This is a genomic window from Aquiflexum sp., from assembly GCF_977115555.1.
On sequence record NZ_CDSBKL010000082.1, the window covers coordinates 1 to 13082 of the forward strand.

At 40.6% G+C, this 13082-nt stretch carries 12 protein-coding genes; 7 read left to right on the forward strand and 5 right to left on the reverse strand.

Features of this window, described 5'->3' with window-relative positions:
* A partial coding sequence (locus ACZFYI_RS07230) for a 2'-5' RNA ligase family protein (RefSeq protein ID WP_462523452.1) occupies positions 1 to 486 on the reverse strand: 486 nt, incomplete at its 3' end.
* Between the two features lie 129 nt (positions 487 to 615).
* On the opposite strand from ACZFYI_RS07230, the gene ACZFYI_RS07235 reads away from it, so the two are divergent.
* Positions 616 to 1527, forward strand: a complete 912-nt coding sequence (locus tag ACZFYI_RS07235) for a universal stress protein (RefSeq protein WP_462523453.1) — start codon at positions 616 to 618, stop codon at positions 1525 to 1527.
* A 111-nt stretch (positions 1528 to 1638) separates the two neighbouring features.
* Here the strand turns inward: ACZFYI_RS07235 and ACZFYI_RS07240 are convergent, their stop codons facing one another.
* Positions 1639 to 3009 (reverse strand): exopolysaccharide biosynthesis polyprenyl glycosylphosphotransferase, encoded by a 1371-nt coding sequence (locus ACZFYI_RS07240; RefSeq protein ID WP_462523454.1) that lies wholly within the window; start codon positions 3007 to 3009, stop codon positions 1639 to 1641.
* A 199-nt stretch (positions 3010 to 3208) separates the two neighbouring features.
* Here ACZFYI_RS07240 and ACZFYI_RS07245 point away from each other — a divergent pair, with 199 nt between their 5' ends.
* Positions 3209 to 3880, forward strand: coding sequence for a class I SAM-dependent methyltransferase (locus ACZFYI_RS07245; protein WP_462523455.1), 672 nt, complete (start codon positions 3209 to 3211; stop codon positions 3878 to 3880).
* An 18-nt stretch (positions 3881 to 3898) separates the two neighbouring features.
* Here the strand turns inward: ACZFYI_RS07245 and ACZFYI_RS07250 are convergent, their stop codons facing one another.
* On the reverse strand, positions 3899 to 4999 hold the full coding sequence (locus tag ACZFYI_RS07250; protein WP_462523456.1) for a glycoside hydrolase family 130 protein: 1101 nt from the start codon (positions 4997 to 4999) through the stop codon (positions 3899 to 3901).
* 55 nt (positions 5000 to 5054) lie between these two features.
* Positions 5055 to 6584, reverse strand: coding sequence for a zinc-binding dehydrogenase (locus ACZFYI_RS07255; RefSeq protein ID WP_462523457.1), 1530 nt, complete (start codon positions 6582 to 6584; stop codon positions 5055 to 5057).
* Between the two features lie 162 nt (positions 6585 to 6746).
* On the opposite strand from ACZFYI_RS07255, the gene ACZFYI_RS07260 reads away from it, so the two are divergent.
* From ACZFYI_RS07260 to ACZFYI_RS07275, 4 genes are all read left to right on the forward strand, one after another.
* Entirely contained in the window at positions 6747 to 8135 is a 1389-nt protein-coding gene (locus ACZFYI_RS07260; RefSeq protein WP_462523458.1) for a dipeptidase, read from the forward strand.
* 152 nt (positions 8136 to 8287) lie between these two features.
* Positions 8288 to 10372, forward strand: a complete 2085-nt coding sequence (locus ACZFYI_RS07265; RefSeq protein ID WP_462523459.1) for a protein-disulfide reductase DsbD family protein — start codon at positions 8288 to 8290, stop codon at positions 10370 to 10372.
* A gap of 104 nt (positions 10373 to 10476) precedes the next feature.
* Complete coding sequence (locus ACZFYI_RS07270) at positions 10477 to 10686, forward strand: hypothetical protein (protein WP_462523460.1); 210 nt, start codon at positions 10477 to 10479, stop codon at positions 10684 to 10686.
* The gene (locus tag ACZFYI_RS07275; RefSeq protein WP_462523461.1) at positions 10676 to 11002 is read left to right on the forward strand and encodes a type II toxin-antitoxin system RelE family toxin; all 327 of its coding nucleotides are present in this window, start codon (positions 10676 to 10678) and stop codon (positions 11000 to 11002) included. The genes ACZFYI_RS07270 and ACZFYI_RS07275 overlap by 11 nt, the downstream gene beginning before the upstream one ends.
* A 14-nt stretch (positions 11003 to 11016) precedes the next feature.
* Here the strand turns inward: ACZFYI_RS07275 and ACZFYI_RS07280 are convergent, their stop codons facing one another.
* Complete coding sequence (locus ACZFYI_RS07280) at positions 11017 to 12048, reverse strand: phosphotransferase enzyme family protein (protein ID WP_462523462.1); 1032 nt, start codon at positions 12046 to 12048, stop codon at positions 11017 to 11019.
* A gap of 297 nt (positions 12049 to 12345) precedes the next feature.
* Here ACZFYI_RS07280 and ACZFYI_RS07285 point away from each other — a divergent pair.
* On the forward strand, positions 12346 to 13082 hold a 737-nt coding region (locus ACZFYI_RS07285), incomplete at its 3' end, for a sodium:solute symporter family transporter (protein WP_462523463.1).

The window sequence follows — 13082 nt, forward strand, 5'->3', positions numbered from 1 at the left end:
GTCTTTGACCTCTTGTTTGGCCTCGAATTTTTGTTTTTTGATAAAGTCCCAATAAGCTTCAAATTGTGCGGGTTTCAAGTCTTTGAAAGCCAAAGTCATATGAGGATGGTAAGCCCTGTCACTGAGTTCTTCCACAAGTTTAAGGTCTGTTTTGCAATATTTGGAAAGTGCAAGCTGAAGGGAAAACAGCGCTGGTTCTTCTTTTGGCTTGATAAAAATCACCCTTCTTCCAAAGCGGTCAAAGCCTCTATAGTTCAGGTAAAAGGGCATTATTTTTTCGGAAAAAGTCTTCAAAAGGCCATTTAGCTTATCCTCTTTGGCTTCATTCCAGTTGAATGGCATCTTCAAGGTGACATGTGCAGGGGATTTGAGCGCATATTTGAGGTTAAAATCTTCTTTGAGCATTAACTTGAGATATGTTGCTTTTTGTTGGATTTCACCTTCTGGCACGATTGCTATAAAATATTTACCTATTGATTTTGCCATTTAACACAAATATAAATCATTTAGAAAAGGAGGATCAGATTAAATCCGAGAATCGGATAAATTGTAAGGGGGATTCTTCCAAAGAAAATTTTAAAATTGTAAATTGTACAGGTAAATAGCTGCAAAACTATGGAGAATTTTGAAAAGGCAATGGTCGGAATGGATCTGACAGAAATGGATGATATTTTGATTTCCAAAATGGGAGTTTTATCTGAGATCTTAGGAATCAAAAAACTTTATTTTATCCATGTTTCCAAAAACCTTGCCCTGCCTGATGAAATCAGGGAAAAATTCCCTGATTTGGTTGCTCCTGAAGATGAAGCGATAGAGGCAGAAATCCGTACCCTGATCAAACAAAAAAATTACCCTGAAAATGTTGAAATAGAAGTTTTTGCGGAAGAGGGAAGCCCAATGTCTACTTTTCTCAGGTGGGCAAAATTAAAGGATGTGGATTTAATCGTCATGGGGAGAAAAACCACGCTTGAGGGAAGTGGTTCCCTAGCCAAGACAATGGCCCAAAAAGCCCCCTGTTCTGTTTTGTTCTTACCTGAAAGGGTGGAAATGAAGGTTCCTAAGAAGATATTGATTCCTATGGATTTTTCGGAGCATACCAACATGACCTTAGAATTTGCTGAAAAAGCAGCTGCTGAATTCGATGCAAGGATCTATCCTCTGCATCTGTATGAGGTTCCTACAGGATATCACAAAACGGGTAAGTCATTTGAGGAATTTGCGGAGATAATGGAAGAGAATTCCCGAAAGGATTATGAGAAATTTATAAAAAAGTACAATCATCCCGAATTTGAATGTTTTTTTGTGTTGTCAAATAAAGGCGAGCCTGGACAGCTTATCATCGAAAAAGCCAAAGAATATGGTATCGATTTGATTTTGATGGGAAGTAGGGGTAGAACCGCTTCAGCGGCTGTCTTGTTGGGGAGCGTTGCGGAGAAGTTGGTACATGTCAACAACCAGATCCCCATGTTGATATTCAAAGTCAAAGGGGAAACAATGGGCTTTTTTGATGCCTTATTCAGGATTTAGTCCCATTAGAATTTCATTTAGAGAACAAAAATATTTTTCCCAAGCTAATAAGCTTGGGTTTTTTGATTTTGGGAATGGTACTAGATACAATTTTTGGAGCTATTGTCTAGCCTAGTAGGCATTCTCTCTGTTTACGACCAGTTCATAGACCGTCAGAATGCAGATTTTGAGATCAAGCAGGATTGACCAGTTTTGGATATAAAAATAATCAAGCTTAACCCTTGACCGGATCTGATAAGGATTTTCAATTTCTCCCCTATACCCTTTTACCTGTGCCAGTCCTGTGATTCCAGGTTTGATTTTATGGCGGCTGTTATATTTTTCAATCTGGGTTTTGAAAACCTGATTCATCGGAATGGTATGAGGTCTGGGGCCCACAATGGACATGTCCCCTAGAAGGACATTTATAAACTGCGGCATTTCATCCAATGAGGTTATTCTTAGAAAAGAGCCGATTCTTGTAATTCTCGGGTCATTTTTGACAGCCTGATGCGTGTCGGCGTAGTCGTTTGGCGTCATGGACCTGAACTTTAGACACAAAAAGACCTTGTTGTTTTCCCCATTTCTTTCCTGGATAAAGAAAACTGGCCCTTTGGATTCCAGTTTGATCAACAGTCCTACCAATGGGATCAGCCAACTTAGGATAAACACCAATACAAAGGCTGAAAATATTATGTCAAAAGCTCTTTTGAACACCCTATTGAATGCATTGTCCAAAGGAATTTCGTTGACATTGATGACAAAGAAATCACCGTATTTAGAGAAAGAAAGGTTCTTTTCCAGTTGAAGTGAACCACCTGGTATGACTTTTACTTTGATGTAATGTTCGTCTGCGAAATTGATGATTTTCTTTACTTTTTTTTCTTCAAGCTGCTCACTGATATATATTTGGTCAATATTCAGTTCTATGGCTTCTTCAAAAAATTTATTGATATTTCCTCTAGTCTGACCAGAACCATCTTTGTCGTCGTAGTAACCCAAAAATTTGATCCCAAAATCTCTTCTTATCCTGAATACCTGTGCAAGTTGGTCGCTTGTACCACCGGTACCCAGGATAACCGCTCTTCTGAAGTTATGGCCTGTTTCCCGGTATTTTCTTAAAATCAGGTGTACACCTACCCTATAAATACCGAGAAAAACAAACAAACTTGCAGCCAATGAGAGGAAGGACAACAATCTCAAGGAATTATCATGAAATGGCATCCAAATCATCGAAATGATCACCAAAAACCAAGCAAGTGAACCTAAAAGTTTTTTGAAGGTCTGGTCTGATTCATTGGTTCTTCCGATTTTGAAGTCTTCTTTCAGGATGGTGATGACCATCCAAATCATAATAAAAGCAGGGAAAGTAGGGAAACCTAATCCTCGAAAATCTTCAAATGGCTGAAATACCTTGTTGGACAGAAAAAATGAAAATGAAACTGTCAAGATGTCTCCCAGAACAAAAAGCCAAGGAAAATATTTGTAAAAGCGTTTTTTCATAAAAATCAATAAACTTTCATACTTAATACGATTCTTTTAACTAAAATGGTTTCAGAAGTTGCGGATTTTGATGAAAGTGATTATAAATCATTGAAATTATTGGCAAAAGTAAAAAAGATTATGATTGGCATCTTACTTTTGATGTAATTAATTTATTAAAATAAATAGCTTTGCCCACTTAGTAGATTGATATTCAATTATGATGGATATTAAAGCCCTATTGGCTTCTTCCGATAATCCCAATTCTTTAGGAAATAAATTTAGAAAGCAGCGTTTTCAATATTTTGAAAGTCTTTTTAATTCAAATTTTGATAATAAATATCCTGTTAAAATTTTAGATATTGGCGGGACGGTGCATTTTTGGAAAGACCAGCCTTTGTTGAATTCTGGAAAAGTTGAAATCATTTTACTCAACCTGAGTGCGGAAGATGTCAAAACAAAGGGATTGAGTAGTATGGCAGGAGATGCGACGGATTTATCGCAGTTTGCGGACGAAAGGTTTGATCTTGTTTTTTCTAATTCTGTGATTGAACACCTCTACACTTGGGAAAACCAAATGAAAATGGCCAAAGAAGCCATGCGCGTTGGAAAGAAATATTTTGTTCAGACGCCTAACAGACACTTTTTTATGGAAGCTCATTATGCACTTCCTTTTGTACAGTATTTTCCAAAGAACTTCACGCGATTCCTGTTGACCAAAACCAGATTAAGTAGGGGAAGCAAGTGGAACGTAAAAGATGCCCAGCAATATTTGGATGAAATCAGACTTTTGTCCGAAGGAGAAATGAAAATGCTGTTTCCAGGTGCAACCATTTATAAAGAAAAATTTATTGGGATGGTCAAATCCTACAGCGCCCACAATATGGGTTGAATGGGTGAAGTAAATAGTTTAATGTTCAGGGGAAGTCACAACCCCCACCATCGAGTCTGCAGTGCCATAATACAGGTACCATTGGTTTTTGAAGTAAACCAAGCCTTCTACAAAGGTGGTTCCATCCACATATTGGCCTGATTTTTCAAAAGGAAGTTCCGGTTTGAGAAAAGGTTGGTCTGTCCGGTCAAGAAGCTTCCAGGGTTCATTTTTATCAAATAAAGCCTGCCCTGCAGTATAGACACGATTTCCCAATTCCTTGACGCCAATGTCTTTTTGGTTACCTGCATTGTAGAGCACGACGATCCCGTCCTTGGTCAGCACCGGTGGTGGTCCTGCTTCTACCAGCCACGAGTCAAAGTATCCCAATCGTGGACTCAGCACCGGCGCGATATTGCCATCACTTCCTTCCAAAGGTTCCCAATGGATCAAATCCTCAGAACTCGCCAGCCAGATATGTGGCACGCCAAAGTACATCCAATATTTTCCATGGATTTTGGCAGCGACAAGTTTGCCGTCTTTGAGTTCAGTGACAATGGCGCCGGATTTTGTTTCACGGCTGTGGTATTTGCCTCCTTTGAAATCCTTGAAGATTGGACCGTGCTTTTCCCAAGTTTTGAGATCCTTGGAAGTAGCCACGGCCAAGCGTGGAAATTCCCTGTTCCATTGGGTGTATGTCAAGACAAATAGATCGTCTTCTGTTTGCACGATCCTCGGATCTTCCGTTCCCCCTGTCCATTCAAATTCCTTTTGGTTGTCATTTGTAGGGAAAAAGATAGGTTCAGGTTGCCTTTTGTAGGTTTTTCCATCTTCAGATACTGCCAAGCCTAGGCGTGAAGTATGGCCTCCGATTTCTTTTTCGCCAAGTTTTTCTTCCGCCCTGTATAGGATGTGGATTTTACCATCTTTGACAATGGCGGCAGGATTGAAAGTAGCCATGGATTCCCATTTGACCAATCGGCCTGACATAGGATCTTGGAAGGAAGTATTTTCAGTGGGGGCAATAATCGGTTGGGCATTTTCAGGGCGTAGAAAAGGACCTAGCATCCATGGTTTTTCTTGGGCAAAAACTGCCATATTGGAAACAAATACCAAGAGAAGCAATAGGGTCTTTTTCATTTTTGGTTTATTCAGATTCGAAGAAAATCATTGCCTACAATTCGGGGATTGAAATTCAAAACCTCAACAAGGTAATCAATTCAGCCACACAAACAGGTTTATCTGAATTGTTGGAGACGATGGTTGCTTCGATGAATAATTTGGCGCTGCCATCCGGATTTTCTTCCAGATTGGACAATTTAGCTGAAAGTCTGATCTTATCTCCCGAATAAACAGGTGCAGGAAACCGGACTTTGTTAACCCCGTAATTTAGCGCCATCTGGACGCCTTCAAGAGGTAAAATCTCATACATCATTTTTGGGATTAGGGAAAGAGTCAGATATCCATGCGCAAAGTTTTTTCCACCCGGAATCAAAGCTTTGGCTTTTTCCACATCCACATGAACCCACTGTAAATCCCCTGTGACCTCACCAAATTTCTGGATCATATCTTGGGATACAACAGTCCAGCTGCTAGTTCCCAATGATTTTCCAAACTGTTTTTTTAAATCCTCCACACTCCTAAAAACCAACTTCTTTTCTGCCGAAATTTCATTTTCGGTCGTCTCGAGATTAGCATTTTGATACCTGATACTTCCATCTCTCACCTCTCGCTTCTCGTCTCCCGTTTCTTCCATAACAACCATCGCTTTTCCTACGACTTTTCTGTCCATCATGTCCTGCAAAGCCTGTTGCGCTTCTTCCAAAGCATATACTTTATGGATATGTTGACTGATTTTTCCGGTTTGGATCATACCGACCAATTCCATGAGATTCTGTTGGTTTTGCTTGGGCTCTTCTGTAGAAAACCTTCCCCAAAAAACACCCATGATGTCACAACCCTTAAGTAAAGCCAAGTTGAAAGGTAGCTTCGGGATGTCCCCTGCTGCAAAACCTACTACCAAGTACCGTCCTTTCCAAGCCATTCCCCGCAATGCAGGTTCTGCATATTTTCCTCCCACAACATCCAAGACCACATCCACTCCTTTGCCACCCGTCAGTTCTTTGATCTTTTCCTTGAGGTCTTCGGTTTCATAATTGAGCTGATGATCGGCGCCTTTTTCTTTGCAAATGGCTAATTTTTCTGCTGATGATGCGGCAGCGATTACCGTTGCACCCATTACTTTTCCCAATTCCACTGCAGCCAAACCCACCCCACCGGATGCACCTAGAACCAAAAGTGTTTCACCGGATTGGATTTTTGCCCTGTCTTTGAGGGCATGGTAAGCCGTTCCGAAAGTGTACAAGGTAGATGCTGCGGTCATGTAATCCATCTGTGGAGGAATAGGAAAAACACGGTCAGCAGTGACTTTTACTTTTTCCGCAAATCCTCCCCAACCGCAAAGTGCCAACACCCTTTGCCCTTTTTGAAGATGTTTTACACCTGTCCCGATTTCCTCAATGATCCCCGATACCTCTCCCCCTGGGGAAAAAGGCAATTCAGGCTTGAATTGATACTTATTTTGGATGAGCAGGACGTCAGGAAAATTGACAGCACAGGCTTTAACCCGTATGACAACTTCTTTTTCGCCGGGAACAGGATCTTGGATATCTGAATAGGTCAATGTTTCCGGTAGTCCGTGGTGGGTACAAAGGATGGCTTTCATAGATAAAAGTTTTTGGTAAAATAGGCAATTCCTTATTTAAAACGTAATTTTGGCACCATAGATAAGTCAATCTTCCTGCAAAGAATCGGATTGTCAAAGCGCTTGGAATCTAGAATCATTTCTTTGCGTGTTTGCGTCTTTGCGGGAATAAAAACCCCAAATATGTCAGTTAAACAATACATTCAAGACCATCAAGACAAATTTCTAAACGAACTTTTAGACCTTTTGCGCATCCCCTCTGTGAGCGCTGATCCCAAATTCAAAAATGATGTTTTTGCCGCTGCAGATTTCGTCAAAGAAAGTCTGGTAAAAGCTGGTGCCGATAAAGCTGAAATCTGTCAGACCGCCGGCTACCCGATAGTCTATGGAGAAAAGATCATCGACCCCTCTTTACCTACAGTGTTGGTATATGGACACTATGATGTGCAGCCTGCCGATCCTTATGAATTGTGGGATTCGCCGCCTTTTGAACCTGTTATCAAGAAGACCGAAAGACATCCTGATGGGGCTATTTTTGCCCGGGGATCAGCAGATGACAAAGGTCAGTTTTACATGCATGTGAAGGCTTTTGAAGCCATGATGGCAAACAATGCTTTGCCATGCAATATCAAATTTATGATCGAAGGCGAAGAGGAGGTAGGTTCTGAAAACCTGGATATTTTTGTCAAAGAAAATCTCGAAAAGCTCAAAGCAGACGTGGTCATTGTGTCGGATACCCACATGATTTCCATGGAAGATCCTTCTGTGACTGTTGGTTTGAGAGGCTTAGCATACATGCAGGTAGAAGTGACCGGACCAAACAAAGACCTGCACTCCGGGACTTTTGGAGGTGCTGTCGCCAATCCGATCAATACCATTTGCAAAATGATTGCCTCCCTTCACGATGAAAACAACCACATCACCATCCCGGGATTTTATGACAAGGTAGAGGAATATTCTGCTGCATACAGGGAGGAACTGAACAAAGCACCGTTTGACTTGGAGGATTATAAAAAGAAACTCGATATCGCTGAGGTATCAGGTGAAAAAGGATATACGACCATCGAGCGGGTTGGTATCCGTCCGACTTTGGATGTCAACGGGATTTGGGGTGGCTATACCGGAGAAGGTGCCAAAACCGTCCTTCCATCCAAGGCCTACGCCAAAATCTCCATGCGTTTGGTTCCAAATCAAGATCACAAAGAAATAGCGCAATTGTTCGAAGACCATTTCAAATCCATCGCACCGGCATCTGTAAAAGTAAAAGTCATCGCGCATCACGGCGGCGCTGCGGCAGTGGTGCCAACAGATTCTCCGGGATACAGGGCTGCGGAAGGAGCAATCATGGATGCTTTTGGAAAAAAAGCTATCCCGACAAGAGAAGGAGGTTCCATTCCGATCTGTGCTTTGTTCCAAAAAGTAATGGGTCTCGATCCGATATTATTGGGATTTGGTTTGGATACGGATGCCCTGCATTCACCCAATGAGCACTATGGCATCAAAAACTATTTCTTGGGAATAGAGACAATAGCTCTGTTTTTCAAGCATTTCAAAGAACAAGCTTCAAAATAGAAATCCCCCACAAAGACACGGAGACACAAAGGTTTTCCCAAAATGTATCTTTGTGGCTTAGTGTCTTCGTGGGAAATTTTAGTGCCTTTGGTTACTGAACTATTTTCCCAAAAACTGCCTTTATCAAACAAATTCGCTTACATCATTCCGCAATGTCAAAACACATCAAATTTTCACTGCTTCTTTTCTCTTTCCTTTTTATTACCCTTACATCATTTGCGCAGTTGGTGTCACCACCGAAGTGGAATATTCAATTGGCAAATAAGGACCTAAAAGTTGGCGAGGAAGCTGAAATTGTTTTGAAGGCTTCTATTCCAATGAATTGGTATGTGTATTCCAACGATTTTGATGAAAACGCTGGGCCAGTCTTGACTACCCTTTCTTTGAATGGATCCAAAGGGATTTCGGTAAATGAAAATCTTAAACCCATCAATCCTAAAAAGAAGTTTGACCCGATTTGGGAGGCTGACATTACCTATTTTTCAGGTTCGGGAGAATTTCGTCAGAAGATCAACATTACCGAATCCAATGTTGAAATCAAAGGTACCGTGGAGTACCAAATGTGCTCGGATGTGACCGGGCAATGTATTTTATACGAAGAAGATTTTACGATTAAGGCCACTGCAGAGGCAGATGTAGCTACTTCTGAAACTCCCGTTGAAACTAAAATTGAGAATCAAACCCAAGAAGAGGTTAAGCCTGATTCTTCTGCTTCCGAAGTCGAAACAGTCCAAAAAAGCGTAACCGAGAGTATTTCTGACCAAGAAAGGACTTTTGTAGACCTAGACCCAGATGGCGAAAATGGTGGTTTGCTGGGTTTTATGTTTGTGGCGTTTTTAGCAGGATTGGCTGCATTGTTGACACCTTGTGTGTTTCCGATGATTCCCATGACGGTTACATTCTTTACAGGAAGGTCAAAGTCTCGTGCATCTGGAATCCGTAATGCTTTTATATATGGTTTGTCGATCATCGGTATTTATACCATAGCAGGAACGGCAGTAGCGGCGATTCAGGGTCCTGAGTTTGCCAATTGGCTTTCAACACATTGGCTTCCAAATGTCTTCTTCTTCCTGATTTTCATCTTCTTCGCCTTTGCTTTTTTAGGCATGTTTGAGATCACATTGCCAAGCAGTTTTGTGAATAAGATCGATGCCAAAGCGGACAAGGGTGGATTTGCAGGAATTTTCTTTATGGCATTTACGCTCGTATTGGTTTCATTTTCCTGTACCGGACCGATAGTGGGTTCTATCCTGATCAAAGCTGCCGGAGGGGATTTCATCACTCCGATTGCGGGAATGTTCGCATTTTCACTCGCGTTCGCAATCCCTTTCACTTTGTTCGCAGTATTCCCGGAGTGGTTGAATTCCCTGCCAAAATCCGGTGGATGGCTGAATTCAGTCAAAGTGGTATTGGGTTTCTTGGAATTGGCTTTGGCTTTCAAATTCCTTTCCGTAGCCGATCAAGTTTACCATTGGGGATTGCTCGACAGAGACATTTACATCGCGATATGGATCGTGATTTTCTTCCTTTTGGGATTATATCTCTTGGGCAAAATCAGAACGAAGCACGATTCACCGATGGACTATATCGGTGTCCCAAGGTTAATGTTGGCGATTTCGACTTTTGTGTTTGTGGTCTACCTTATCCCCGGATTATGGGGGGCACCGTTGAAAGCATTGAGCGGCTATCTTCCTCCTATGGCTACCCATGATTTCAATGTGATTGAAAACAGGCCAGGGGCTTCTGTTCCATCAAACCAATTGGATGAAATCCCCAAGTATGCTGATTTCCTCCATTTCCCCCATGGCATCCAAGGATATTTTGACTACAAGCAGGCTTTAGAAGCTGCCAAAAAGCAGGGGAAACCTTTGTTTATCGATTTTACCGGACACGGTTGCGTCAACTGCCGGGAAATGGAAGCGCGCGTTTGGTCAGATCCTCAGGTATTGCAAAGGCTGAAAGAAGATTTTGTCATGGTGGCCTTGTATATCGATGAGCGGTTTGAATTGCCTGAGGCCGAATGGTATGTTTCAGAATATGACGGAAAGGAGAAAAAAACCATCGGCAAGCAGAACGCAGATTTTCAGATCACGAAGTTCAACAACAATGCTCAACCTTACTATGTGATATTGGACCACAATGAAGAACTGTTGGTTAAGCCTAAAGCTTATGATACCAATATCCTGAATTTTGTTACTTTCCTGGACGAAGCGAAAGCGGAGTTTGGGAGGAGGTGATTTTCAATTCTGAAATCCATGAATATAAAACTCTGGATACCATTGCTTTGATAGATGTATTAAATTCTTGTATTTTTAATTTTAATTAAAAAAAGTACAAAGCCATGAAAGAAATCACACTTAAAGTAAAAAATGAAAAATATAAGTTTTTCATGGAATTGATCAAAAGTTTGAATTTTGTTCAGATTGAGGATGAAGGTGATTCTAAGGAAGAAATTATCTCCAACTTGAAAGAGGGTTTTATGGAAATGAAAGCCTTCAAGGAGGGAAAAACAAAAGGCACACCAATAGAAGATTTTTTAAATGAGCTTTGAAATACGGCTTTCTGAAAACTTCAAAAAAGAAGCAAAGCGGCTCTCCAAAAAATACCCATCTATTAAAAATGAAATAGGGTTTCTAGCAAAAGAATTGTCTGAAAACCCTAGAATTGGTATTTCCTTAGGCAATGATGTATATAAAATACGGTTGTCAATAAAGTCTAAAGGTAAAGGAAAATCAGGAGGAGCAAGGGTAATTACTTTTGTGAAAACCGATATAGAAACGGTAATGCTACTATCAATTTATAGTAAAGGTGAAAGAGCTACCCTCACGGATTCAGAAATTAAGAACTTATTGAAAGATTTTTTGTAGAGTTAATGATTTCATCAACTTTTAAGTTCCCTTAACTCCTTCAACAAGTACATCTGATTTTTAGCCCGGTGGAGATTTTGATCTTCATAATGGATGGTGTAATAGATATTTCCGTTAAGATAATCAGCTAAAAACCGGAATCCCATGATACAGGTCATCATCATTCCCCCAAAAGGAAGTGACTTGATTTCATCTTCTGTAAAAACACCCTCTCCAACTTCCAAAAACCCTTCCAAAAGCGCATTGTATTTGTCTATATCAACTTTAATTTTTCCCCAATCAGTCGAGCTTTCTCCTTCTGTGCAGGCCACAGTCCTGACTAGGTCCCCAAAGTCATAAAAAACATATCCTGCCATCAAAGTATCGAGATCAATTACCGCATTGACTTTGGAAAAGTCATCGGCATAGATCAGGTTGTTGATTTTGGTATCGCTGTGGGTTAACCTCTGCGGTAATTTTTCTTTCCAAATTAGATATTCATCCACTAAGTCTTTTTGATCCAAATAGAATTTCACCAATTCCTCAAGATCACCTGAGACGATTCTTTTGGTGTTTTTCAAAGCCTCCAACAATTGGTTATATCGGAGTTCCAGGTCATGAAAACTCGGAATGGCTTCCTGAAACTCCGAAGCAGGAATGTGGATTCCTGCTTTGATAAATTGGGCGAAGGCTTTGGCAGCAAGGTAAGCCTGATGAGGATTTTTGATTTCATTGACACATTTGCCTTGTACAAAAGGAGAGATCCTAAAAAAAGTACCTTCAATTATCGTAAACAATTCCCCACTTAAATTTGAGATGGGTAAAGGTAAAATATAGGGGAGATCCTCAGGCTTGATTCGGTCTATCAGCAAAGACTGATTATGAGAAATCCTTTCAGGAAATTTGAAGACCTGGTTGTTGAACTGTTGGAGGATAAGAATTTTTTCATTTGTTTCTATCAAAAAAGTCTGATGAATATGGCCGTCCCCAAAAGGTTTGACTTGGGAAGGAAGGATGTCCAAGCCATATTTTTCATTAAGAATGTGTAGCCAAGAAAAAGAAGCCATAACCGAAAATCACTTAGAGTCGCAAAAGTAAGTTTTTGGATTCAATTCAAAAGTATATTCACATCTATCTATTTTATACTCTGCCTTTTTCTCTTTTTTTCTTCTGTCCATTTTCCTCAATGGAAAAGTTTAGCTGTAATTTGATGACATCTTTATTTTTAACCATTGAAAATCCTACCTTTTGCAATTATTGAGATATTATTTACATTAGTGAAATTTATTAAAGAAGTTTAGTGAAGTAAATTAAAAAAATTAATAAACTTAGCATAATTATAGGCCACTCTAACCCAATTACCTATGAACATATCCATTATTGACTGGGGCATCATTGCTGCCTTTTTTGTCATCTCCATGTTGATCGGCGTATTTGCCTCTAAGACAGCAGGCGCTTCAGCCAAGGAATTTTTCCTTTCGGGAAGAAACATGCCCTGGTGGTTGCTTGGCGTATCTATGGTGGCAACTACCTTTTCGGCTGACACCCCCAATCTTGTTACCGATATTGTTAGAAAGCAAGGGGTATCCGGCAACTGGGTTTGGTGGGCTTTTTTGCTCACAGGGATGTTGACTGTATTTGTTTATGCCAAGCTTTGGCGACGGTCTGAGCTCACTACTGATCTCGAATTTTATGAAATGAGGTACAGCGGAAAACCTGCTGCATTCTTAAGGGCTTTCCGTGCTTTATATTTAGGAGTTTTCTTCAATGTAGTCATCATGGCGACGGTTTCTTTGGCCGCCATCAAAATCGGCGGGGTGATGCTTGGTTTGAGTCCGGTGCAGACTTTGCTTTTGGCTTCTGTGGTGACAGTATTTTACAGTTCTCTAGGTGGATTAAAAGGAGTGTTGCTGACAGATTTTTTCCAGTTTTTTATAGCAATGGCAGGATCCATCGGAGCAGCATTCTTTATCTTGGATATGCCCGAAATTGGTTCTCTCAATAACCTATTGACCCATCCGAATGTGTCGGATAAACTCAATTTCCTTCCTGATTTCAATGATTGGAACCTGATTATTCCTTTGCTGATCATGCCGCTTGC

Excerpts from the sequence above, each read along its gene's own strand:
- ACZFYI_RS07270 (WP_462523460.1), top strand. The coding sequence starts at position 10,477 with ATGAAAGAAATCACACTTAAAGTAAAAAATGAAAAATATAAGTTTTTC.
- ACZFYI_RS07260 (WP_462523458.1), top strand. The coding sequence starts at position 6,747 with ATGTCAGTTAAACAATACATTCAAGACCATCAAGACAAATTTCTAAAC.
- ACZFYI_RS07275 (WP_462523461.1), top strand. The coding sequence starts at position 10,676 with ATGAGCTTTGAAATACGGCTTTCTGAAAACTTCAAAAAAGAAGCAAAG.
- ACZFYI_RS07240 (WP_462523454.1), bottom strand. The coding sequence starts at position 3,009 with ATGAAAAAACGCTTTTACAAATATTTTCCTTGGCTTTTTGTTCTGGGA.
- ACZFYI_RS07265 (WP_462523459.1), top strand. The coding sequence starts at position 8,288 with ATGTCAAAACACATCAAATTTTCACTGCTTCTTTTCTCTTTCCTTTTT.
- ACZFYI_RS07250 (WP_462523456.1), bottom strand. The coding sequence starts at position 4,999 with ATGAAAAAGACCCTATTGCTTCTCTTGGTATTTGTTTCCAATATGGCA.
- ACZFYI_RS07245 (WP_462523455.1), top strand. The coding sequence starts at position 3,209 with ATGATGGATATTAAAGCCCTATTGGCTTCTTCCGATAATCCCAATTCT.
- ACZFYI_RS07280 (WP_462523462.1), bottom strand. The coding sequence starts at position 12,048 with ATGGCTTCTTTTTCTTGGCTACACATTCTTAATGAAAAATATGGCTTG.
- ACZFYI_RS07255 (WP_462523457.1), bottom strand. The coding sequence starts at position 6,584 with ATGAAAGCCATCCTTTGTACCCACCACGGACTACCGGAAACATTGACC.
- ACZFYI_RS07235 (WP_462523453.1), top strand. The coding sequence starts at position 616 with ATGGAGAATTTTGAAAAGGCAATGGTCGGAATGGATCTGACAGAAATG.